20 protein-coding genes are annotated in these 21,971 nt (G+C 57.3%); 5 read left to right on the top strand and 15 right to left on the bottom strand.

Annotation, left to right across the window (positions count from 1 at the left end; translation table 11 throughout):
* Positions 1-12 precede the first annotated feature (12 nt).
* On the bottom strand, positions 13-2,598 hold the full coding sequence (locus AC0L8N_RS06680) for a M16 family metallopeptidase (RefSeq protein WP_473666800.1): 2,586 nt from the start codon (positions 2,596-2,598) through the stop codon (positions 13-15).
* 3 nt (positions 2,599-2,601) lie between these two features.
* A complete protein-coding gene (locus tag AC0L8N_RS06675) occupies positions 2,602-3,768 on the bottom strand; it encodes a type III PLP-dependent enzyme domain-containing protein (protein ID WP_473666799.1) in 1,167 nt (388 codons plus the stop codon).
* Positions 3,769-3,952: 184 nt separating this feature from the next.
* Here AC0L8N_RS06675 and AC0L8N_RS06670 point away from each other — a divergent pair, with 184 nt between their 5' ends.
* The 4 genes from AC0L8N_RS06670 to AC0L8N_RS06655 all read left to right on the top strand — a co-directional run bounded on the left by AC0L8N_RS06670 (position 3,953) and on the right by AC0L8N_RS06655 (position 9,865).
* Positions 3,953-5,335 (top strand): M20/M25/M40 family metallo-hydrolase, encoded by a 1,383-nt coding sequence (locus AC0L8N_RS06670; RefSeq protein WP_473666798.1) that lies wholly within the window; start codon positions 3,953-3,955, stop codon positions 5,333-5,335.
* Positions 5,336-5,524: 189 nt separating this feature from the next.
* Complete coding sequence (locus AC0L8N_RS06665) at positions 5,525-6,772, top strand: HlyD family secretion protein (protein ID WP_473666797.1); 1,248 nt, start codon at positions 5,525-5,527, stop codon at positions 6,770-6,772.
* A gap of 44 nt (positions 6,773-6,816) precedes the next feature.
* Positions 6,817-8,880, top strand: coding sequence for a peptidase domain-containing ABC transporter (locus tag AC0L8N_RS06660; RefSeq protein WP_473666795.1), 2,064 nt, complete (start codon positions 6,817-6,819; stop codon positions 8,878-8,880).
* Between the two features lie 214 nt (positions 8,881-9,094).
* A complete protein-coding gene (locus AC0L8N_RS06655) occupies positions 9,095-9,865 on the top strand; it encodes a hypothetical protein (RefSeq protein ID WP_473666794.1) in 771 nt (256 codons plus the stop codon).
* 29 nt (positions 9,866-9,894) lie between these two features.
* Here the strand turns inward: AC0L8N_RS06655 and AC0L8N_RS06650 are convergent, their stop codons facing one another.
* From AC0L8N_RS06650 to AC0L8N_RS06640, 3 genes are all read right to left on the bottom strand, one after another.
* Positions 9,895-10,620, bottom strand: coding sequence for a DUF4412 domain-containing protein (locus AC0L8N_RS06650; protein WP_473666793.1), 726 nt, complete (start codon positions 10,618-10,620; stop codon positions 9,895-9,897).
* A gap of 70 nt (positions 10,621-10,690) precedes the next feature.
* On the bottom strand, positions 10,691-11,203 hold the full coding sequence (locus AC0L8N_RS06645) for an Mpo1 family 2-hydroxy fatty acid dioxygenase (protein WP_473666792.1): 513 nt from the start codon (positions 11,201-11,203) through the stop codon (positions 10,691-10,693).
* 93 nt (positions 11,204-11,296) lie between these two features.
* The gene (locus tag AC0L8N_RS06640) at positions 11,297-12,595 is read right to left on the bottom strand and encodes a phosphoribosylglycinamide synthetase C domain-containing protein (RefSeq protein WP_473666791.1); all 1,299 of its coding nucleotides are present in this window, start codon (positions 12,593-12,595) and stop codon (positions 11,297-11,299) included.
* A gap of 389 nt (positions 12,596-12,984) precedes the next feature.
* Here AC0L8N_RS06640 and AC0L8N_RS06635 point away from each other — a divergent pair, with 389 nt between their 5' ends.
* Positions 12,985-14,073 (top strand): GGDEF domain-containing protein, encoded by a 1,089-nt coding sequence (locus AC0L8N_RS06635; RefSeq protein WP_473666789.1) that lies wholly within the window; start codon positions 12,985-12,987, stop codon positions 14,071-14,073.
* Between the two features lie 184 nt (positions 14,074-14,257).
* Here the strand turns inward: AC0L8N_RS06635 and mscL are convergent, their stop codons facing one another.
* The 10 genes from mscL to AC0L8N_RS06585 all read right to left on the bottom strand — a co-directional run bounded on the left by mscL (position 14,258) and on the right by AC0L8N_RS06585 (position 21,893).
* Positions 14,258-14,674, bottom strand: a complete 417-nt coding sequence (gene mscL / locus AC0L8N_RS06630; protein WP_473666788.1) for a large conductance mechanosensitive channel protein MscL — start codon at positions 14,672-14,674, stop codon at positions 14,258-14,260.
* Between the two features lie 191 nt (positions 14,675-14,865).
* On the bottom strand, positions 14,866-16,425 hold the full coding sequence (locus tag AC0L8N_RS06625) for an ATP-binding response regulator (protein ID WP_473666787.1): 1,560 nt from the start codon (positions 16,423-16,425) through the stop codon (positions 14,866-14,868).
* Complete coding sequence (locus tag AC0L8N_RS06620) at positions 16,422-16,940, bottom strand: Rab family GTPase (protein WP_473670067.1); 519 nt, start codon at positions 16,938-16,940, stop codon at positions 16,422-16,424. Before AC0L8N_RS06620 ends, AC0L8N_RS06625 begins: the two co-directional genes overlap by 4 nt.
* Positions 16,941-16,945: 5 nt before the next feature.
* Complete coding sequence (locus AC0L8N_RS06615; RefSeq protein WP_473666786.1) at positions 16,946-18,649, bottom strand: OmpA family protein; 1,704 nt, start codon at positions 18,647-18,649, stop codon at positions 16,946-16,948.
* A gap of 25 nt (positions 18,650-18,674) precedes the next feature.
* Positions 18,675-19,235, bottom strand: a complete 561-nt coding sequence (locus AC0L8N_RS06610) for a hypothetical protein (RefSeq protein WP_473666785.1) — start codon at positions 19,233-19,235, stop codon at positions 18,675-18,677.
* A gap of 2 nt (positions 19,236-19,237) precedes the next feature.
* Positions 19,238-19,954, bottom strand: coding sequence for a response regulator transcription factor (locus AC0L8N_RS06605; RefSeq protein ID WP_473666784.1), 717 nt, complete (start codon positions 19,952-19,954; stop codon positions 19,238-19,240).
* Positions 19,955-20,139: 185 nt separating this feature from the next.
* Positions 20,140-20,430, bottom strand: coding sequence for an Hpt domain-containing protein (locus tag AC0L8N_RS06600; protein ID WP_473666783.1), 291 nt, complete (start codon positions 20,428-20,430; stop codon positions 20,140-20,142).
* A gap of 265 nt (positions 20,431-20,695) precedes the next feature.
* Positions 20,696-21,022 (bottom strand): hypothetical protein, encoded by a 327-nt coding sequence (locus tag AC0L8N_RS06595; protein ID WP_473666782.1) that lies wholly within the window; start codon positions 21,020-21,022, stop codon positions 20,696-20,698.
* A gap of 79 nt (positions 21,023-21,101) precedes the next feature.
* Positions 21,102-21,509 carry a DUF4332 domain-containing protein gene (locus tag AC0L8N_RS06590; RefSeq protein WP_473666781.1) on the bottom strand — a complete coding sequence of 136 codons (408 nt, stop codon included), beginning with the start codon at positions 21,507-21,509 and terminating at the stop codon, positions 21,102-21,104.
* A 183-nt stretch (positions 21,510-21,692) separates the two neighbouring features.
* Positions 21,693-21,893 carry a dodecin family protein gene (locus AC0L8N_RS06585; protein ID WP_473666780.1) on the bottom strand — a complete coding sequence of 67 codons (201 nt, stop codon included), beginning with the start codon at positions 21,891-21,893 and terminating at the stop codon, positions 21,693-21,695.
* Positions 21,894-21,971: the final 78 nt, after the last annotated feature.

Below are 21,971 nucleotides of genomic sequence, written 5' to 3'. Positions count from 1 at the left end.
TTCAGTCGCAGATCACAATGCCGGGTCAGCAGTCCCGCGAACTGTAACCTCGACGAGCGTGCCGGAGACAAAATCCTGCAGCACGCGCAGGATGTCGTCGCGACTGACGCGCGCGAGTCTTGCTCTTAACTCCGCCGGGCGCTCAAGCTGACCTAGCCACAACCACTGCCGGGCAAGACCGTCAGCGAGCTCCTGATTGCTTTGCTGTTCACTCAGCGCGCGGCCTGTTCGGTGCTGCAGGGCCTCCGCTACTTCTGCAGCGCTTGGTGGTTCGCTGACCAGGCGGTCGAGTTCGGCTTCCAACAACGAACGGAAGTCCGCCTGCTTCTGCGGGTCGACACCTGCCGACAAGGTAATCCAGCCGCGCGCGCCGTCCGAGTGATAGCCGCTGTCGATGTAATAAACGAGACCGCGCCGCGAAATCGCTTCCTTGCCGAGCCGGCCTCCGTATTCGTGACTGAGGATGTACAGGGCCGCACGCCATGCGTCCAGCGCCGGGTCCTGCGGGCCGGGTGCGGTAACGATGTAGCCCGTTCGGGCCTGCGCCAGCGGCAGGTCTATGTGTTCGCGAATGCCGCGGGGAGGTCCGGTTAAAAACCCGGAGGGTTCTTGCCGATCCATAGGTGCCGCTGAGCCGTTACCGGATTGCCCACGCGGCCCCGGGGGACTGGCTCGCGGAGGCTCGACGGATTCAGCTGAGACTGCATTCGCAGCGTGTGTGGTTGTGCCGGCAGCTGGAACATCAGTCGGGCTTCGAGTGTTGTTCTTTTTCGTGACGAATTCATCGTTCAGCTGGTCGAGCAGGCTGGCGGTGTCGATGCGACCTGCAACGACCAATAGCTCCGGGACAGCCAGCGCATCGGCAAGGCTCGGCTGTCGCGTGCCTATGACGCGTGTGAATATCTGCTCCATGCGCAGGTAAGGGTCGTTGGCGTGTGATATCGAGGCAGATTCAGGTCGCGCAGTTCGCAGCGCAGTAGCGGCACGCTGGATCAATGCGTGTTGCTCCCGGTTCGTTGTGGTCAGGCTGAAGGCACTGCGGCCACTGATAGGGGAGTCACTGCTCAGCGCGGAATAGTCGCTTGTGTATCGACCGCGCAAGATCGCTGTCAGGTGCAGTGTGGGTGACAATCCGGATTCCTGCACGATCACTGGCGTTCCATTGCGCAAATGCAGAATGCGTGCTGCGGGCGCCGCTATGCTGTCAATCGCAACCCTTTCTACCGCCAGTTTTTCTGCCGGTGCTGCTACGCGTGGCGATCGAGGGCCCACCCCATCAACACTCCATGCGATGGTTCGTTGCGGTGCTGATAAGTAACGTTTCGCGATTCGCTGAACATCGACCGGTTCAAGCGCCGCGATGCGGGTTGGCAATGAGAGCAAGGTGTCCAGTGCGTCGATGCCGGAGAAGAAAGCGAGTTGATGGGCGGCATCCTCGGTGGTTTGCACGTCCAGCAGCAGTTGGTCCAGTAGCCTTTGTCGGGCAGCAGCGAATTGCGCTGCATCCATAGGCTGTTCTGCAGCGGTGACCAACGCGGCATCAGTCGCGTCTTCCAGTTCCGTTTCATTGCCGTCGTTCGCGATGCTGCCGCTGATGGTAAACACGTAGGGTTGTGCCGTAGGTATGAACCAGCTCTTGATGTCGTCGCTGATGCCATACAGCAATGAGCCGGGCCGCGCAGGTGTACCCCATTCATTCTGCAGAAAGTTCACGCCGGAACTCGCGCCGAGTAATTCCTGCAATAACAAAAATGCCGCGTAGTCAGCGCTCACAGCGGACGGTGCCTGCCATACGAGCTGAAAATGTTTGCGTGCTGCCGGGCGTTCCAGGCGTACCCGCCGTTCGCCTTGTTGCAGCGGCTCGACGGTCACTGGCAGTGGTGTCGAATCACGACCCGGTAACCCGGCAAAGCGTTGCTCAACGGACTTGAGCACTGTGCTGGTGTCTATATCGCCGACGATCGCCAGTACCGCGTTGCCCGGGTGATAGTGCTGCGCGTAAAAAGCGCTGACATCGTCGTGCGTTATCGCGCGCACGTCGCTGGCCCAGCCGATAGTGTTGTTCCGATAGGGGTGGGCTACCAATGCCGCGAATATACTAGCGTCGTGCAGTACCGCGGAAATGTCGTTGTCGTAACCGTTCATCTCGGCCAGTACGGCGCCGCGCTCGGCGGGAATGTCTGCGGCCGATATGTCCAGACGTGCCATGCGATCGGCTTCGATGTCGAGCAGCAAGCCGAGCTCTGCGACCGGCGCAGTAGCAAAGTAGGTGGTCTGGTCGATCCACGTATAGCCGTGCCACTCGCCGCCTGCCGCGTAGATGGAACTGACAAGCCCGGTATCCGGAAAGTGTTCGCTGCCGCGAAATGCCATGTGTTCAAGAAAATGTGCGAGCCCCGTGCGGCCGGGCACTTCGTCGCGTGCACCCGCGCGGTAGAGCATCTGAACGCTGACCAGCGGGAAGCTGTGTTCCTCAAGAATCAGAACGGTGAGCCCGTTGTCGAGGGTGTGCTGGCTGGCGCCTGCCAGGTTCAGTTCCGCGGTCGCGGGTTGACCGAGCAGCAGGGCAAACGCGAGCAAGGGTAGTCGCGATAACATGAACTAGCCTACGGCGGGTGGTGCGCTGTTGTCGCCAACGATCTCGACAAAGTTGTCAGGGAAGAAGCCGTTGAAATGCGTGCGATTGCTCAGGCTGTAAGCACCCATTGTGCCGAACTCTATCCAGTCGCCGGCGGCGAGATCGCAAGGTAACGGCAACGGTGCGGGCAAGCGATCCATTGAATCACAGGTCGGTCCGAACACTTCGTAGTTTTGATCCTCGCCGGTCACCGGCGTCGTACCACGGAATGCGCGCGACGGATAACGCAGCTCGCCTTTTGAGAGCATGGGTTCAACCATGCTGCCCCATACGCCGTCGTTGATGAACAGGCGGTCGCCGGCGCGATGCAATACCTGGGTAAGAAGTGACATGCCTTTCGCGATCAATGCACGTCCCGGTTCTGCGTGCAGTTCGACGTTGCGGAGTAACGGCAGTGATTGCCGGGTTTCATCGATGGCCTTGAAGAAAGAGTCCCAGGGTTCGCTCTTCATGCCGGGATAGTCGCTCGGAAAGCCGCCGCCAACGTCAATCTGCCGAACCGCGACGCCGGCTTCCTCCAGTATGACCTGGCATTGCTTTAGTGCAGCGACGTAAGCGCCCGGCCGCCGGACCAGTGAGCCGGTATTAAAAGCGAGAGCAGGTTCGAAACCCAGACTGGCGACCTCACGTAGCAAAGCGACAGTGTCAGCGTGACTCGCGCCGAACTTTTCCGAGAGATTGTAGGTGGCATCCGGGTTGTCGGTTGCCATACGCACGAACACCGTAACGTCCTTCTGTGGCAGCTCCGCAGTCACGCGCAGTAACTCATCATGATGATCGACCACGAAGTCGCGAACGTTGTGCGCGGTATACGCGCGTTCGACCGCGCCGCGCAAACGCACCGGCGCCATGAAGTAGCAACGTATCGATGGATCAATGGCGTGCACGAGCTCCATTTCCTCAATGGATGCCGCGTCAACATCACGAACGCCAGCGGCCAGTACCTGTTCCACGATGCGTGGATCCGGGTTTGCTTTCACCGCGTACATCACCCGGCCGGGGAAGCCACTGACAAACTGTTTGACATCGCTATGCAGCAAGCGTGGGTAAATACAGTAAACCGGTTCACCCGGGTTCAGGTCAGTAATGACGTCGCGGATTTCGGCGTATTGTCGGGTGTCGTAAGGCATGTGAAGTCCTGAGGTTCCATTCGCGCTGTGCCGAGAATAGTTTAAGTTGGCGTGAAGTCGATAGATTGTGCTGCGTTATAGCGACCACAGTACCGGGAATGGACCTGTGGCGGCAATTCGTCGTGACCGCGCGGAATACCCGGCATACACTGGAGTAACGTCAAACAGTATCCGGAGTTTCACCATGCGAAATACCGCTTTAGTCTCCCTGTTGTTGTGTTGCCTGTTACCGGGCCTGCCGGCTCACGCCGATGAAGTGCTCGCGCAACAGATATTCAAAGAACTGATTGACAGCAACACGGCGCCCAGCGGCGGCAATGACATGAGCGGCGCAATCGCTGCGCTCACCAAACGACTTCGTGATGCCGGTTTCTCGGACGATGACCTGACCGTTGTATCTCCGAACGGTGGTGCGGCCAATCTGGTTGTTCGTTACCGGAGTCCGCAGCCAACCCAGAAGCCCATACTGATGATGGCGCACCTGGATGTGGTTGAGGCATTGCGTGAAGACTGGTCAGTTGATCCGTACACGATGATCGAGAAAGACGGCTATTTCTACGGCCGTGGCACGGTTGATAACAAAGCGGGTGCAGCGATCATCGTTGCCAACTTTATCCGCATGAAGCGTGAAGGCTTCCAGCCAAACCGGGACCTGATCGCCATGCTGACCGGTGATGAGGAAACCACTGGCGCTGGCGCTGACTGGCTTGCGACGAAAGGTCGCGATTTGATTGACGCGGAATTTGCGCTGAATACTGATGCCGGTTTCGTCAACATCAGCGGCGGCCAGCGCACCGCATTCATCGTCCAGACCAGCGAGAAGGTGTATGTAAGCTTTCGACTGCAGGCGCTGGACCCGGGTGGTCATAGCTCGCTGCCGCGCGAAGATAACCCGATTTACAGAATGGCTCGTGCACTGGCTGCACAGCAGCAGCACGAGTTTCCCGTCGACCTGAATGATACGACGCGCGCTTTTTTTGCGGCGCGCGCAACGGAGACTGAGGGCGACGAACAGCTACTTCTGGACGCGCTGGTCAATAACGAACTAAACGAAGCACAGTTGGCCGACTTGCCTGCGTACAGCTATTTCAATGCGCAGGCGCGAACGACCTGTGTCGCCACCGGAATAGAGGGCGGGCACGCGGAGAATGCATTGCCGCAAACGGCGACGGCCGTGATCAACTGCCGCGTATTGCCGCAGATGAGCGTTGAGCTCGTCAAACAAACGTTGACGGATATTGTCGCGCCTTACGACGTTACGCTGGAGCAGATCGATGTAGCCCGACCGTCGCCGTTGTCACCGCTGACGGAATCCATCATGCAGCCAATCGCGAGTGTGGCCAGCGAGATGTGGCCGGGTATCGAAGTTGAGCCGGAAATGAGCACCGGTGCAACTGACGGTTTGTTTATCCGCAGTGTGGGTATTCCGGTCTACGGCGTTTCTGCCATTGCAGAAGAACCCGATGAGCAGCGCGCGCACGGTCAGGATGAGCGAATTTCGGTCGCGTCATTCAATGATGCCTTGCAGTACTGGTATCGACTACTGCGAGTATTGGCTGGCGGCTAGAAGCAAACCCGCGCAACACAAGCCGCAAAGGTTGGTATATCGGCCGGATTGAGCGCTATTCCCGGTAGCGCTCAATCCCTACGCTGCAACTCAGGGACCGGAACCACCGGTATCGTGCCGTAGCGACAGGGAGTGTCGATATGCGTATAGCCGCGCATCGCATGCGTGCAGGCGACCAACGGTCGCAGCATGGCTGAGCCACTTTATCGGCCAGAAGCCGTGAACGCGCGTTTCGACAGTTTGCACGGCCGATGTATGCAGCTGCCGCCACTTTCGCAGTGCGTACTGACCGCTGTGTTCGGCACGTTGTTACTCGCTGTCGCGGCCTTGCTGATCCTGGGGCGCTACACGGCCCGCGATACTGTGCGTGGTTACGTGACGACGACGGCAGGTAACGTGCCGGTTTTTGCTCAGCGCAGTGGTGTCGTGACGGCAATCCTGGTCCAGGACGGCGCCAGCATTGCGGAGGGCGCGCCGTTACTACGCGTTTCGGTCGCGAGAACGACTGCAGTGAGCAATACGGATGAGACCTTGCTCGAATCGCTGTTCGAAGAAAAGACGGTAGTCGCAGAAAAAGCAGAGAGAGCGGGGCGTTTGCATACGTCAGCAATGTCCCTGTTGCAGGAACAGCTTGAAAACGGCGAGCAGGAAGCCAGCCTCCTGAAACTACAATTGGCAGTTGCCGATCAGCGACTCGACATCCTCGCGCGCGAGCTGGCCGCCCATGCAGCGGTAGCAGCGCAAGGCCATGTCGCGACACTGGACGTGGAGCGTCGCCGTTTGCAATTGCTGGACCACAATCTGGCCCGGGCCGAACTGGAGCGGCGACTGGGTGTCCTGCAGGCAGCTAACAAGCGGCTGGCACGAGAGCTGGCCGACCTGCCGCTCATTTTCGCGCAGCAGCTTGCTGAACTCCGTATTGCCGGCGAGCAGCTGGAGCAGCGCATCGTTAATGCAACGGCTGATACCGAGTTCGTGGTCCCGGCGCCGATTGCCGGTACGGTCAGCGGCATGCTTGTTCGGCACGGCGATACCGTTCGTGCGCAACATGCGCTGCTGTCGATACTTCCTGAAAATGCGCGCTACTACGTGGAATTGCTGGTGCCCGACCGGGCCATCGCCTTCGTGAACAAAGGTGATGTTGTTCGCTTGCGCGTCGATGCGCTGCCGTTCCAGAAATTCGGGGTCGTAGAAGGTGTTGTCTCGGCCGTGTCCGGCTCGCTGGCAATGCCGGCCGACTTGCGCGTGCCACTCGATGTTCGGGAGCCCGTCTATCTGGTCAAAGTGCAGTTTGTTGCAGCACACGGTGCGTTGCAGCGCGACTCCCCATTACTGGAGGCGGGCATGGCTGTGAGCGCAGATGTACTGGGTGAAACGCGCCAGCTAATTGACTGGATGCTTGCGCCACTGGAGGCGGTAGCCGGCCGTATTAGCTGATGCCAGCTCCAGCACTTGACCTGCGATTCTGGAAGAGACGACGCATGCCGGTCGTAATGCAAAGTGAAGCGGCTGAGTGCGGTTTGTCTTGCCTGGCCATGATCGCGTCGTATTACGGCAAGCGAATTGGGCTGCCGACATTGCGGCAACAATGTTCCGCGTCATTGCAAGGCACAAGCCTGACTCGCCTCCTGCAACTGGCCGAGACATTGTCGCTGGCATCGCGACCTGTACGGGCGGACCCCGACGAACTCGACCGATTGCAGCTGCCTTGCATGTTGCACTGGAACCTCGATCATTTCGTGGTGCTGGAGAAGCTTGACAGGCGCGGAGCCGCAATAGTCGATCCGGCGCTTGGCCGACGCCGCGTTAGTATTCGGGACCTCGGCCGTGCGTTCTCCGGTGTGGCGGTCGAGTTTGTGCCGGCGCCGGCGTTTGCGGCCAGCGACGGTTCAAGCCGGCTGCGTTTCCGGCAACTGGTGGCCGATACGCGCGGTTTGCTGGCGGGACTTGCGATGGTGTTCGTGTTGTCGCTGGCCCTGCAGTTCCTGGCACTGTTGATGCCATTCTATAGTCAGCTCGTGATCGACGATGTGGTACTAAGCGGTGATCGTGATCTTCTGACCTTGCTCGCGATCGCCTGCGCCTTGCTGATTCTGCTGCAAACCACCATTGCGATGCTGCGGTCCTGGGTGGTGGTTACGCTGAGCACGCGTTTCAATTTTCAGCTGGCCAGTCGCGTTTTCAGTCACCTGCTTCGTCTGCCTTTGTCCTATTTTGAAAAACGCCATCTCGGTGATGTGCAGTCGCGCTTCGCGGCAGCTGGCGCTCTACAGCAACTCATAACTCGCCAGTTCGTTGAAGCAGCGGTCGACGGCCTGATGGCGGTCACTACCTTGGCGGTGATGTTCACTTATGACTATCGCCTTGCGAGCGTGGTTTTGGGGTCGGTCGCTATTTATCTTGTCGCGCGGGCGTTCATGGTGCCATCACTGCACAGCGCCTCGCAGGAGGCACAGGTGCTGGCCGCGCACCGTGACAGCCATTTTCTGGAAAGTGTGCGCGGCTTGCTGACGATCAAGAGCTCGTGCCAGGAATGGCAGCGTGACCTTGGCTATCGGAACCACCTTGCTGACGCCTGCAACCCTGCCATTCGCGGCAGCCGCCTGCAGATCTGGCAACTCGGTATCAATCAACTCTTGTTCGGTGTGCAGTTCGTCGTCGTTGTCTGGCTCGCCGCGTTGGCGATACTGGATAACCGTTTTACGACTGGCATGCTGGTAGCGTTCCTTGCCTACCGCGCTTTGTTCACCGAGCGGGCAGCGGCTCTAATAGATCGTTTGCTGGAGTTTCGACTGGCTCGGGTTCTGCTCGACCGGCTCGCGGATATCGTGCAAACAGACCGCGAGCTGGCGTACTCATCGTCGGTTCCAAGCCTTCGGCGGCCGGATTCGCGTTTGTCGATACGAGCGTCCAATCTCGGTTTTCGTTACGCCGATTGTGACGCGGATGTTCTCAGGCAGGTCTCATTCCATATTCACGCAGGAGAGCACGTTGTTCTGGCCGGACCGTCCGGCTGTGGCAAGACGACGTTGATTAAAATTCTGATGGGCTTGCTGCCGCCAACGTCCGGTGAGCTCGAAGTCAACGGCCGGTCGCTGGCAGGTTACGGTGTACTGCGATATCGCCGGCAGATTGCATCGGTGATGCAGGAAGATCGGCTTTTTTGCGGCAGCATTCTGGACAACATCAGCTTTTTCGATGCAAACGTCGATGTGCCACACGCTAAAGCGTGCGCACGGTTCGCAGATCTGGCGGACACTATCGAGCGCTTACCTATGCAGTATTTTTCGGCTGTCGGGGACATGGGGGTAGCATTGTCGGGCGGGCAACGGCAGCGACTTTTGCTGGCCCGCGCTCTGTATCGGCGACCCAGGATACTGTTTCTCGATGAATTCACGAGTCACCTTGATGCCGCCAGCGAGGCGCGCATCAATGTGCGGCTAAGCCGGTTGGCTATCACTCGCGTTGTGGTTGCGCACAGGGCCGAGACTGTCCGTCACGCTGACCGGCAAATACGCCTGCAGGGAGGGTTGATAAGTAACTGAAAAATAAACAAAAAAACCCCAATGGTGAGGCTTGCGGGAAAGCCATTCGAGGCGCATGATGCCGCGCAATGACACATGAGGTCAGGTCTTGACGCAAGGCTATGCCATGACTGCCAGATACCGCTGTCCGCGTTCGCACGTTAGCCACAAATCATACACGCCACTTCCGCTGTTCTGCTTCCTGTTGCCACTACTAACCGCCGGTTGTGCAGCAATGGATGAGGCATCCGTTGCGCGCACGGACCGATTGTCCGCCGCACCTTTCTACAAGACCTACCGTAGAGGCGCTGGTGAACCCGAGCCGGCGGTCGTGTTGCCATTGCGGGTCGATGCGAGTGCCGGCCGAAGACTTGAGCAGTTGCAACTGGCGATCAATTCGTACCTGGCTTCTCGCCCTTGTTGTCATCTGGTCGATGAAGGCATTGCAGCGACCAAAGCGCCCTGGCTGTACGTTGGCAGCTCCGAAGGCGAGACCGCGCCGTTCGAAGCTCAGGACGTTCGTGAGGACCACGAAAAATACCCTCCAATGATCGTACACTTCGCACGGCCAGGCCCGGAATGGAAAGCGGAAATGCGCGCTGTTGCGTCGCGGGAAGGTGCATTGCGAGTTGTCGCCACGCAGCTCGATTTCGTCCAGTACCCAAAGTCCGACAAAGGCTACTTTGGCAAGAAAGTTGTACTGGGTACGCATCACGAAGATCGGGTGCGGGTACTCAGTGCGATTGATAAGCCGATTGAGGTGTTGCAATTGAGTGGCGTCGTTTTTGACCAAAATGGCGTTGCGTTATGCGCCGGCGCTGAAGGCATCATCGGCAGCGACGCGCCTTTTTGGATCCAGGTGCTGGAAGCCGGCAAGGACATCGATGACGAACAACTGAATCGCGTTCTGCATTCCGAACGTCGCGACGATATACCGGGTGCGCCACTGAACTGGCAGGTCGCGGCCGACCAACTGTTGTGGAACTTATTGCACCGTTGCAGCTAGTCAGAACGGGCTTCCGCGATTCTGCTGAACTACTGAGCCAGCATTTCTGCCAGCGTTGTCTCTGTGAAGTCCGCGGGCACAGCAAGGCGTGCAGTGTCGATGGGTTCATGCAGGATCGCTGTCAGCGCTGTGCGGTAATCCTGGACAACATTGTGCGTGCGGATCGGGATGCCGCCCAATTTCGCGAAATCTGCACTGGCCCCGGCATTCGGGTTCATTGCGGTAATTTCAGCGATTCTGCGCATCGCAGAATTTAACGTAGCGTAGTCCGCCTGATTGATGCCGAGTTCGTCCGCGGTGGCAATGCACATGAGTTCCGCATCGTTGTTGCCATCAATGATCACTTCAGCTTCGTGGCAATCGTAGCCTGCGACTCTGTCTGTTCCGCCGGTGCGGCGCACGTCGATACTCGGTGTCGTATTGGGCACCTGCGGCATCATGCCCTGCATTTGTTCTTCAACCATGGCACGTTGTTCAGGTGGAACGCTGGCCAGTATTTGCTCCAGTTCCTTTTCCATCTGTGCCGCAATGGCTTTGACAAAATCGGCTTCTACCCGCATCCAGGAGCGGTCGTCTCTGCTAATGATGGTGAGTTCATCATTGCGGCTGTTAAAAAGTATCGCGCTTTGGTCGTCGCCAAACAGAACCATATTGTCGCGCACCAGCCCGACAGAGCCATCATCAAACTGCAATTCGATGTCAGCAAAGGCAGGCGAGTTCAGGGCGAGCAGCACCAGCAGTATTTGTAGACGCATGTGATGTTTGCTCCGGTTTACGACAATAAGTACGAGACCATGAAAGGGTGGTTTGAGCTCTAGACGGCTGTTAGCTGTTGTCAGCCGTGCTAGCGCGGCGTTCGGCGACGCGGGTCTGAACCGCCTGAAACAATTCATCGCGCAGGCCGAGCAGCTTGAATGCTTCGACGACGGTAAAAAATGGGGCAGCAAGCTGCGCCTGTACCGGGTGTTTTAGCAGTACCGGTTGCGATTTTTCAATCGCGTGACCAATGAACTGGGCGAGATAGCCCCCGAAAAAGAAAACGGCCGCAACCGTCACGGAAGTAGCTGTGGGCAGGGCGCTGACTTGCAGCGCCAGGACCGTAAGAATGCCCGCAAGCAGCAGAAAGACCAGGGCGAAGAGGGTGTCCAGCGTCAGGTAGAAGGCGAAAAAGCCGGCCACCAGCAACCAGGCCAGATTCAGCGAGTGCTGGCCAAGGTCGAACGAGACCCAGCCCAGTGCAACCAGTGCGCCAAACATAATGGCCGGAATTCCCAACATGTGCACCGCGATATTAACCGGGTGCTGATGGGCTGCCGCGTAGCCGGTCAGCATTTCCATTAGCCGGGACTGTTTTTTCACTCGGTATGCTCCACCGTAATGCTGGCTGTTAGAGGTAATGAATTTAGCACGCGGAAACCGTGTCCGCCGCGCTCAAGTCTCTCGCAAATAGCCCCACGAGTGCAGCTTGTCGTGATCTTCGAACCAGCGATCGCCGATATCTTTGCGGTAGTACATGTTGGGAATCAGGATGTTCTTTACCCGTTGATAGGCCTGTGCCTGTGCTTGCTTCACCGATACGCCCTGTCCTGTCACGATCAATACAACACCGGTGTGTCCCGTAATCAGCCATTCGCCGTTCACGAGTTTCACATCTTCAATGTGGATGCCTTCGTAATTCGGTTTTCGGAAGATGACCACGCGATCCTTGGAGTTTGCCTCGAAGGTTTTCGGGTCGTTGTAAGGGAATGGCGGCACGACCACGCGCAAGCCGATTTGAAAGCCGCGCTTCGTCTTGAACTGCGTCAGGGTTCCGGTTGTCATGCCATAGAGGAAGTCGCCAACCGGTAACGACAGGCCGTCAGCCTGAATGCTGATCGTCGGGTAGCCAAATCGCGCGGTGAACTCGAGGGGGTATATACCCTGGCCGTTGACGATACAGTTGACGTCGATATAGCCGACGTAGCCTTCCTCGGCAAGGCGAGCTTCGAGCTTCGCGAGCGTCGCCCTGAATATTCGGTTGGGTCCGCTCCAGTACATGCAAGTGCCCATTTCGCCGGTTGCGGGTCCAATATCGCCAGGGAACAGCAACTTGTGTTCGAAATTTACGTTGATTGGCTGCATGAACGTATTGCCATTGAAAAACGCGCCAACGGCAACTTCCACGCCGCGCACTCGCTTCTGCAGCTGGAACTGCTTCACCGTGTCAGAGTAGACGGCCTTGTAAGACTGCAGTACGTGAATGATGTCTTTGCCATCGTCTTCCTGCCCCACGAACAACAGGCGTTTGATGTTTTGTGCCTCGCCACTCGGTTTGATGACGTATGGCCCCGGGTTTTTCTCAACGTGGGCGATAGCTGTATCGAAATCCGTGAAGTCCTGAAACGGAATGATCGATACACCGTGCTTCTTGAGTTCTTCCTGGCCGAATGAGCGGTCGTCCTCAAGCCGGTCGGTATAGGCGGTACCACCAACGACGGCGTGCCCTGCCGCGCGCAATCGTTCGGCGTGGTCACCTTGTCCGAGCACGTCATCAAAAACGATGACGTCTGCCCAGTCGACATGGGATTCCCAGTCGTCCACTTTGGGCACGAAGCCATCGCCAATGCTGCGTTCACTTTCATTGGCAATGTAATAGCGAACATCGTTGCCTTCACGTGCCACTGTCCAGGCGATATCGCTGATCAGGGCATCAATGGAGACAAACAGAAATTTGCGGGGTGCTGCTGTCATAAGGGACCTCGTGTCCACAGGGCGGGACCTTGCCAGTTATCAACCATATACGACCATCCGGGTCGGCGATACAGTGCCCCGGCGCGTGGTCGGGCCGCGACTGTCAGGCCGATTGTGGCACCGAGTCAACCAAAATCCGAATCAGGGCGGGCAATCGGACCGCTCATTGCCAAAAACGTGCGCCAGACCACTAAAATCACCATGCGAAGTCCGTATTATTGGCTGACTGAACAACGCAGTACAGCCCCGAAAATGAACAAGAACCGTACCGATCGCTCATCGCATCTACGTCCTTCGCCCGTCGACGTATCGGGGCAGGGCTGATGACGGCAGGGGCATTCCTGCAGAGTATACGCAGCCGGTTAGGTAAACGGCCGGATGGGGAGAACGTGCCAGCGATTCTCCGGGTCTTAATCTCCATTATCGCAACCAGCTACTTTTTTTCCGACTATTTCGCACTGAATTCAAGCAACCCCGATTTCGTCCACTTCGCGCGTTTGGGGTCTTGTGTATCGATAGTCATTACTGTTGGTCTACTCATTGCACTGCTGCTCGATCCAGCTGCTTCAATCCTTCGTCGGATCATTGGCATGCTGCACGATATCGCCGCCATCTCAGCTTCCCTGTACCTGGGGGAAAGCGCTGCGAGTGGTGTAGCCGCTATCTATCTGTGGGTTGTTCTGGGTAACGGCTTCCGTTACGGCAACGTCTATCTGTACACCAGCGCCTTCCTCTCAATTTGCAGTTTCGGCGCCGTGTTCCTGACCAGTGAATACTGGCATGGTCAGTTAACGCTGAGTATCAACATTCTGCTGCTGCTTGCGCTGATTCCTCCGTACGTCGGCGTATTGCTTAACTCGTTGCATAAAGCGAAGCAGCAACTCAAGTACCAGGCAAGCATTGATGTGTTGACTGGCTTGTTGAATCGCGCCGAAACCGAAATGTCCGTTGAGAGGATCCTCGATCGGAATCACGACGGTCATGTATTGCTGTTTTGTGATCTGGATCTATTCAAGCAAGTCAATGATGACGCCGGTCACGCCGCTGGTGACAAATTGCTTGCTGACATCGCGCGGATCATTGGCGAGTGTACCGAGGGCTATGGCATCGTCGGTCGTCTCGGCGGAGACGAGTTCTGTGTTTTCCTTAACGATTGCACGATGGAGCATGCGCGCCAGGTCGCGGAGAGTATTCGCAATTGCGTATCCGGGTATAGGCTGGCCTGGGGTCGTACGTATTACTCGGTGGGTATCAGTGTAGGCGTGGCGCCGACCAGTGCGGTGCAGGATATGGGGTCATTGTTCAGGTTGGCTGACGCGGCCTGTTATGCGGCCAAGAATGCTGGTCGTAACCAAGTGCACGTTGTCGATCCGCGTACCGGGACTGCAGACACGCAGCGTATTCGCAAAATGTTTGCCAAGAGCCCTCTGGGAGTTACTGGCAGACAGTTTATCCGGTCTGCAAAAACTCTCGACTGACAACCTGTTGCCGCAGCGTCACCCCTTCTGTGTAGCAACAAGATACTGCAACACTTCACCAAGATTCTGATGATCGGCAGTTTGCAATTCTGCTTTGCAGATCTTCTGCGCGTCAGCATCTCCTCGGCAAAAAAAACCCCGCACGATGGCGGGGTTTTTCTTATATGCCGAGCGGCGCGATGTACTAGCGACTCTTCAGTGAGTCACGAATCTCAGTCAGCAGCTCGACTTCAGCGGAAGGCTTCGCTGGCTCTGCCGGCTTCTCTTCTTCCTTTTTCTTCATCGAGTTCATGGCTTTGATCATCATGAAGATCGCGAAAGCGACGATGATGAAATTAACGGTCTCATTGATGAAAACGCCGTAGTTAATCGTTGCTGCTCCGGCTTCCTGCGCGGCGGCGAGCGATTCGTAAGGCTGGTCAGTCAGGTTGACATACAGCTGGCTGAAATCAACATTGCCCAACAACAGGCCGATTGGCGGCATCAGAATATCGTTGACCATGGAAGCGATGATCTTGCCGAAAGCGCCACCGATGATAATACCGACGGCCATGTCTACTACGTTGCCACGCATGGCAAATTTCTTGAACTCATTTAGCATTTTTTTCCCCTTGGTTTTCAGTACTACCGCTTGCCGACGATCTCGTTCTACGCCGGGGTGGCATGTCTATTGTTCTTTCCGTCTGTCCGAACTGTGCCGGATTGTATAAGAGTGCGGACCGGCACAGGCTACCATGCCACAATCTTTTACATTCGCCGCTGGTTCAGGGCGGGTGTACAGTCTATGAGTCTTCATGGTTCCTGTATCAATGTGTTTAAAACATCGAGCAATTCAGGCATGCGCAAGGGCTTGCGGAGTCGCTCGGTGAACAGTGTCGGGTCAAGTTTGCTGGCGTCCGACGCGGTGAGCGCGACCACCGGGGCTGTGTAGCCTTCGCGACGTAACATTTGCGCGGCTTCGACGCCGCTCATACCCGGTGTGTTGATATCCAGCAAGACCAGATTGGGTTGTTCACTGAGAGCGAGATCAACGGCCGTCCGGCTGTCACTCGCCGTCAGTAACTCGTAACCGGCGCGAGTGAGGTAGTACTCGTGTATGGCACGCATGTCGGGATCGTCATCGCAAATCAGAATGACCGCTGGTCGGCGTGCCTGCAGGCGAGCTGCCGGGGGGGCGAGCGCCGTATGCTCTTCGCTGGGTCGTTCGGCGGCGGCTGCCGGAACCGTTAACGTGACCGTGCAGCCGCGACCGACATCCGAATCCATTGCAAGGCGACCTTCCATGATGTTCGCCAGCCGTGCCGATATCGACAGGCCAAGGCCACTGCCCTCGATCGTGCTGTCATCCTGAACGCCCCGTTCGAACGCCCGGAACAAGCGCTCCTGATCGGCCGGCGCAATACCGGGTCCGTTGTCAGCGACAGTGGCAATCAAATGCTGATCCTTCCAGTCTATAACGAGGTTGACCAATCCGTCGTCCGTGAACTTGACGGCATTGCCGAGCAAATTGAGCAGGATCTGACGCAGGCGGCCATCGTCGACCGTCACACACTCGGGTACCTGTTCGGTCAGTCGGGCGGCAAATGACAAGGCTTTTTCGCCAGCGAGCGGTGCGATGATCGCGGTCAGGTCATCGATCAGAGTTCGAATATCGAGGACCCTGATATTCAGAGTGGTCCGTCCAGCCTCGAGACGTGCATCGTCGAGCACCGAATTGATCATGTCGAGCATGTGCCTGGACGCTCGGGAAATGGCCCGGCCGCAATCAAGTGCCGCTGCGGGAATGTTGTCGGGCTCGAGGATACGGTCTGCGTAACTGGCAATGGCGGCCAATGGCGTACGGAATTCGTGCGACATCATTGCAATGAAGCGGCTCTTCGCCATGTTGGCTCGTTCTGCTTCTTGCCGGCGGTGATCAAGTTCAGCCCTGGTTTCAATCAACTCGGCGATCAGTTCGCGTTGCCGGCCTATGAGTTTTTGCTGGTGAGCATGCAGCAGACGCACTTCGTTCACCGATTGTTGCCGAACCTGGGTGGCAGCATGCTCCTTATCCTGGGAAAGCAGCAGGACAATGTGGTCATCGGCGCGCGGCATGATGTGCACCTCGACCGGCCCCGTTCGAGGAGTTGACACATAGGGCAGAATGGTTACTTCGTCGTCGAGTTGGCCGTGCAGAAACGGTGCCTGCGAGAGCATATTCTGACCGCGCTGCAAATCGATAAAGCCAAACTCGGCGCCACTTCCCCACCAGTCAGTAAGGTTTAACTGCGAATCCACACAAATACAAAACGGCCTGTGGCGTTGTACGAACGCGTCCTGCAGATAGCCGGCGATGTCGTCGGCCAGTGTCATTTCGATTCGGACAGCTCGCGTTCGGCAATGCGGAAAGCGAGCTTTTCGATGGCTGCTTCGACTTCCTGGCCGGTTTTTGCGCTGGTGAGAAACAGGTCAGGGAAACTGCTCGCAAGTTCCTCAAGCGAGTTGTTTTTGACTTCCCATGAATCGCGCAGGTCGGCTTTGTTCAGCATGAAGACAAACGGCAAGTCACCGTAGCGCTCTTCGATCTGTTGCTTCAGCCGCAGAGCAGACTGGACGGTCCGGCTGCGGCTCCCATCGGCGACCAGCAGATAACCGGCAGCGCCTCGCAGGTAGGAAAATTCAAGCGCACCGAATCGCTCCGTCCCCGCAACATCCCAGATAACCAGTTTCACATCGCTGTTCAGGGTCGCGAGCCGGATCTCTTTGGCGTCGATTTTTACGCCGACGGTGGTCAGGTATTTTTCGGAGAATTGCTGATTGACGAAGCGCTCAACACTGCTGGTCTTGCCAACAGCGAAGTCACCGATAACGCAGACTTTGACGGTCATTGCACTCACAACGGAAACTCCGGAGAAGTAAGTGCGATGCTGACATCCACACGCCGCTTTTCAGGATCGAGGGCGCCGGGTGCCGGTTTGGCGATGTCGCTGGCCCGTTGTAAGCGGGTGGAGTCTATGCCCGCTGCCTGCAGCGCCGCGATCACCCGGTCTGTTCGTTCAGCAGCGAGAGCATTGTTAAACGGAACGGTACCCAGACCATCAGTGTGACCGGTAACGGTAATGTTGATCGTCGCGCCAGCGCGCCCGGCCAGCTTGACCAGTTCGCTCATCGCTGTCGCGTATTGACCAAGCTCGTTGGCATCCTCAGGGAGCAACTCGGCATTCGTCTCGAAATGAAAACGTCGGTTGTTGAGTGCCTCGACCTGGGTCGTCAATTCATTCCATTCCGCCGCTTGCACGCTGGCGAACTGAATGTCCCAGCCGGTATCGGTGACCGCGGCCTTGTTGCGAGCCGCCGCAATCCACGCACTGCTGGCGGTGCCGCTGAATACAAGGGCGTTGCCTTGCACCCGCATGTTCACTCCGTCCGGCGGCGCAAAGAGTTTCGTCGCGCGCCGCAGGCGCATATCGGGGTCCAGGGACTGGTACGGTCGCAGGTCTCCCTGCAACTGTTCGGGCTGGAGTCCTGCGCGCGCCGCGACGTCGTCCAGACTGTCTGCCAGCGGGTCATGAAGTCCACTAAGGGTATAGCGATCGCCATCGCGCCGGATGTTGCCGACGTACAGCCCGGGTGTTGCATCGATGGCAGCGAGCAATTGTTGCTGGCGCTGCGCATGCTGCCAACCGGTCCAGGCCGCGTACGCGGCCGCCGCCACAAGCCCCAGCAGTAGCAGCACGAGCGGCCAGGCAATCTTGCGTTTACGTTTCTTTGCTGGCCTTGCTGCTTCGAATTGCAGGCAACGCCGCAGCTCCTCTTCAACACCACTGATTGTTGCCGTTTCGCCGCTATAGTGCCTGATGACATCACCGTAGCGAAAATGCAGCCGTTCCAGAATGGCGCTCAGGTCACTTCTAAGACTTTGCGGCGGCACACCACGAATCACGCAGACCAGCAGCGCGTGTGGACCGTGTACTGCCCACAACGTGAACTCGCCCATGTCGGCGGTTTCGAGTCGCCCGCTGCGGTCTGGTGAAAAGGACTCTTTCACAAAGTCCTGAATTGCCGTGAACATCGCAGATACTGCATCGCTGTCTTTTATACGCGAGGCATCGTGGTGGACATGGCCCATGAGCAAGCCATTCTCGCGGCTGATCAGGTAGGCCTGTTCAACCCGGTATTGCAGGGATTGCTGGATAATGTAGCTGGCGAACGGAACGCCGGCCCGCGCGGCCCGGAAACGCCAGCTCAGCCCTTTCAGGGTAAGGCTGTACTCCAGTGTCTGGTTGATCTGCTGTGCGAAGGCCTTGAGCGTATGCGCGATGGACTTGCGAATGGCCGGGCCCATAACCGGATAGAGTGCATCGCCAAACTCTTGCGGTGATTCGCGAAATGACTCGCGCAAGACCTGTTCCACAGGGTCTTTCAGCGTCTCGACCAGCTGACCGTCCTTCTGGTGGCTGATACGAACCGCTTCCGGCAGGACGGCCGCGATGTCAGCCGCCCGTGCTTCCGGGATCTGCACGCGGTCCTTGATGGAATCAAGTACCTGCCTTTCGGCGCCGAACAGCAGATTCTTCAGTTCGTCGAGGTCATTCACGGGCGATTCCCGCCAGCCGCAAGGCTCATGCCTTCGGCAGCTTGAAGTCCTTGTTGAGGCGCAATGCAACCTCAGTCAGCAATGCCGCGAGGTCCTCCCTGGCCACCTTGCTGTCGCTCAGTTCGCCCGTTTCACGATCGAGGCTGGCTTGCAGCTGTTCCTGAGTCTGCCGCAGCAATGCGGTCAGTTCGTTGCTCTGCTCAATGGCAGCTTCGCGTATGTCCTTAACTTCCTCAGTGAGTTTTTCTTCGACTTCGGCGAACCAGCTCTCGACCTGATTGGAAAATTCATTCAACTCTCCCGAGCCTTGCTTCGCGTCCGCGATGCGGTCTTTGCGTTCGGTCTTGAGTTGTTCAGACAGCTTTTCGAACTCACGCTTCGCAAAGTTGTCGAGCCGCTCTATCCGCCGTTCGAGGTCATTCCCGACGTTCTCAATATTTTGAGTAAGGCGTTTTTCGAGCGTCGTGAAACGCTGCTCGTAATCACGCATTTGACCGCCGAACAAAATATCCCGGATTTTGTCGACATTGGCGTTCGCTTCTTCGGTTGCGTCCGCTTTATTTCCCTGACTGGCTTTCTTGGGCATGGTCAGTGTGCCTCTTGCTGTTGTTCGGTGATATCGGTTCTCTCAAGCCGATAGCCGTGCTGATAAATAGCCGATAATTTCCAGCCGTTTGCTTCGTTTAACTGCATTTTTTTACGCAAACGACTGATGTGCGTGTCGACCGTTCTGGTTGTAACGTCCGAGTTTTCTATGCCCCAGATGGCTTCCAGTATATGTGCGCGTGACACGACGCGCCCGGCGTTTCGGAAGAAAAACGTTGCGAGGTCGAACTCGCGACTGGTCAGAGCAATGCTCTCGCCGTTCAGTGCTGCCTGTTTTTTCTGGGTGTTTAGCAGGTACGGCTCTACGCGCAGCGACTCTTCCGGTGGGCGCCCGCCGCCAGCGCGTCGCAGCAGAGCATTGACTCTGGCCAGCAGCTCGCGCTGGCGCATTGGTTTGACCAGATAGTCATCCGCGCCGGTTTCGAGTGCCTGCACTACATTGCGTTCTTCGTTCTTGACGGTCGCGATCAGTACTGGCGTGAAATTCTTGAGCTCGGTGCGCAGGCGTGCCAACACGTCCAGGCCGGACATGTCCGGTAGCAACCAGTCCAGTATGTACAGGTCGTAGCTGTCCCGACGGACGTTGCGCAGGAAATCGGTGCCATTGCCGAAGGCGGTGACGGTGTGTTCTGAAGCTTCAAGCCACAGACTCAGAATAGCGACCTGATCCGGGTCGTCTTCAAGTAGTGCGATGCGCAATATTCCCTCTCCGCCGCGTTTTCAACCAACGTTAAGGCCCGGTTCTTCTGATTATTCTGCTGCCAGGCGGGCCTCAGCAGTGCTGATGTTACCGGCATCCGTCGGGGGATAGAACGCTAACTGCAGGCTGTTGTTGGTGAGTTTCGAGCGAAAAGGGGCCGTTTGCTGGCCTGGGGCCTGCTATATCAGGCGATGCTCAGTTCCCGGACAAAGTGCTCGAGATCGTCAATCAGGCCGGAAATAACCTGCCGATCCTGCTCGATTGCCGCAGATTCAAGGCCCGCACCGAGCTCAGAGATGCGATCCAGGCCGTAGGCGCTGCCGGAACCGTGCATGTTATGGCCAGTCAATTTGATCTTGTCGAAATCGTCCTCTGCCACGGCGTGGCGCATCTCGATAAGGTCCTGCTGGCGATGGCTCAGGTAGCGAGCCATCAATTGCCGGGCAAAAGGGTCCGCAATGTCGACGGTCGTCATGCCAGCAAACCTCCCGGATACGCGGCATAGCCGTTCGCCGTGTCACAGAGGGAAGCTGCTCGTTGCCGCGCACAATGGCAGGTGGCGATCCGTCGCCGGGGATTGCATCGTATTCGGCTCTCAATGAGCCTGTCCATTACGTCCATTGCGTCCATTGCATCCATCGTTTCCATTCCTGGCCCGTGAACCCGGCTTCGCTGACGGCGCTAACGGTGCCGCGGGCAAGGCCCCTGGTCGCTGGCGCGTCTTGTACCGTTCCGGGTTTCTATGGGTTTAATTTCTGTTTGGCGGCTTCTGTCAGTTCGTTTGCTTTGTTACGCGTGGCCTGTCCTGCGTCTCTGGCCGCCTCCATCGTCTGGTCTGCCAACTCGGCGGCATCATCGCGCATATCCGCCGCCGCCGATTGCATGTCACTGGCAGCAGATTTCGCCATGTCCTGCGCAGCCGTGCCCATTTCGACGCCTTTCTCCTTCACGGCTTCAGCCGCTTTCTCCATGTCCATGCGGATTGCAGAGTCGTCGTTGTTTTTGCTGCATGCCGTGGCTATCAGAACCAGGCTCAGAGCGGGCAGTAGCTTTGTTGCAGTTCTCATAGGAATTCTCAGTTCTCAGCGTTCGTTGCGTCGCCGGCAACGCGGGTGTAAACGTGCCGGAAACGCTTATACGAAAGCCTTAGTGGGTGATCGTTGCAGGTAACGTCTTGGCCTGTTCAATCCAGGACGCAATCACCTTCTCTGAAGGAACTTTGCGTACCAGCCGCTTGGCCTTGTTCACTTCTTCCATTTTTGCAGCGAGGTTTTCAGCGTTGCGGTGCTTCAGCTCCTTGACGGTGTCCACGCCAGCGCCTTCCAGAAGCTCAGCGTACTGGCTTGCGACGCCTTTGATGCGAAACAGGTCAGCCATGTTGACGCATTTCAGAATCAGCGACTCGCTAAGCTGGGTCTGTTCTGCGAGTTTCGCCCGACCTTTCTTGTCGCTACCCGCTTTCAGCAGCTTGTCGACGCTGCTGACGCCGTTCTTACGAAGAATCGCTCCCGTTTTGGGGCCGATGCCCTCGATGTCTTCGATCCTCTTTGCCATTTCCAGCTCCAATATTTTTGATGTTGAAACACAGCCGCTGTTGCGACTGAGTGAGATGTTCTTCCTTCGATTTGCAGTTTAAGCCGATTTCTTCGCGTGACGTGTTTGTTGACAATATTTCACAAAGCGCCGGCCTATAGCGTCGACCGGGTGGCAAGCCACGCCGGTCGGCGATCAGGTTGCTTAGCGCAGGACGAACGTTACCTTCATGTTGACGCGGTACTCGTCAATCTTACCGTTCTTGCAGGTAACCTTCATGTCCTTGACCCAGGCGCCTTCGATGTTATCCAGCGTTTCGCTGGCACGTTTGATGCCGTTCTCGATGGCATCTTCAAAACTCTTTTTGGACGACGAAGTAAGCTCCGTGACGCGTGCTACTGACATTGCATTTCTCCTGATTTCGGGTTTGTGGCAATTGCCACCATAGTATGTAGTGCGTGTCCGCACATTATCGTGACGCAC

It is taken from the genome of Woeseia sp. D3-10, assembly GCF_055809415.1.
This window is presented reverse-complemented; position numbering and strand designations above follow the sequence as displayed.

What these genes read in the sequence shown, in the direction of transcription:
- AC0L8N_RS06680 (WP_473666800.1), bottom strand. Translation starts at nt 2,598, where the DNA reads ATGTTATCGCGACTACCCTTGCTCGCGTTTGCCCTGCTGCTCGGTCAA.
- AC0L8N_RS06675 (WP_473666799.1), bottom strand. Translation starts at nt 3,768, where the DNA reads ATGCCTTACGACACCCGACAATACGCCGAAATCCGCGACGTCATTACT.
- AC0L8N_RS06670 (WP_473666798.1), top strand. Translation starts at nt 3,953, where the DNA reads ATGCGAAATACCGCTTTAGTCTCCCTGTTGTTGTGTTGCCTGTTACCG.
- AC0L8N_RS06665 (WP_473666797.1), top strand. Translation starts at nt 5,525, where the DNA reads ATGGCTGAGCCACTTTATCGGCCAGAAGCCGTGAACGCGCGTTTCGAC.
- AC0L8N_RS06660 (WP_473666795.1), top strand. Translation starts at nt 6,817, where the DNA reads ATGCCGGTCGTAATGCAAAGTGAAGCGGCTGAGTGCGGTTTGTCTTGC.
- AC0L8N_RS06655 (WP_473666794.1), top strand. Translation starts at nt 9,095, where the DNA reads ATGGATGAGGCATCCGTTGCGCGCACGGACCGATTGTCCGCCGCACCT.
- AC0L8N_RS06650 (WP_473666793.1), bottom strand. Translation starts at nt 10,620, where the DNA reads ATGCGTCTACAAATACTGCTGGTGCTGCTCGCCCTGAACTCGCCTGCC.
- AC0L8N_RS06645 (WP_473666792.1), bottom strand. Translation starts at nt 11,203, where the DNA reads ATGGAAATGCTGACCGGCTACGCGGCAGCCCATCAGCACCCGGTTAAT.
- AC0L8N_RS06640 (WP_473666791.1), bottom strand. Translation starts at nt 12,595, where the DNA reads ATGACAGCAGCACCCCGCAAATTTCTGTTTGTCTCCATTGATGCCCTG.
- mscL (WP_473666788.1), bottom strand. Translation starts at nt 14,674, where the DNA reads ATGCTAAATGAGTTCAAGAAATTTGCCATGCGTGGCAACGTAGTAGAC.
- AC0L8N_RS06625 (WP_473666787.1), bottom strand. Translation starts at nt 16,425, where the DNA reads ATGACACTGGCCGACGACATCGCCGGCTATCTGCAGGACGCGTTCGTA.
- AC0L8N_RS06620 (WP_473670067.1), bottom strand. Translation starts at nt 16,940, where the DNA reads ATGACCGTCAAAGTCTGCGTTATCGGTGACTTCGCTGTTGGCAAGACC.
- AC0L8N_RS06610 (WP_473666785.1), bottom strand. Translation starts at nt 19,235, where the DNA reads ATGCCCAAGAAAGCCAGTCAGGGAAATAAAGCGGACGCAACCGAAGAA.
- AC0L8N_RS06600 (WP_473666783.1), bottom strand. Translation starts at nt 20,430, where the DNA reads ATGACGACCGTCGACATTGCGGACCCTTTTGCCCGGCAATTGATGGCT.
- AC0L8N_RS06595 (WP_473666782.1), bottom strand. Translation starts at nt 21,022, where the DNA reads ATGAGAACTGCAACAAAGCTACTGCCCGCTCTGAGCCTGGTTCTGATA.
- AC0L8N_RS06590 (WP_473666781.1), bottom strand. Translation starts at nt 21,509, where the DNA reads ATGGCAAAGAGGATCGAAGACATCGAGGGCATCGGCCCCAAAACGGGA.
- AC0L8N_RS06585 (WP_473666780.1), bottom strand. Translation starts at nt 21,893, where the DNA reads ATGTCAGTAGCACGCGTCACGGAGCTTACTTCGTCGTCCAAAAAGAGT.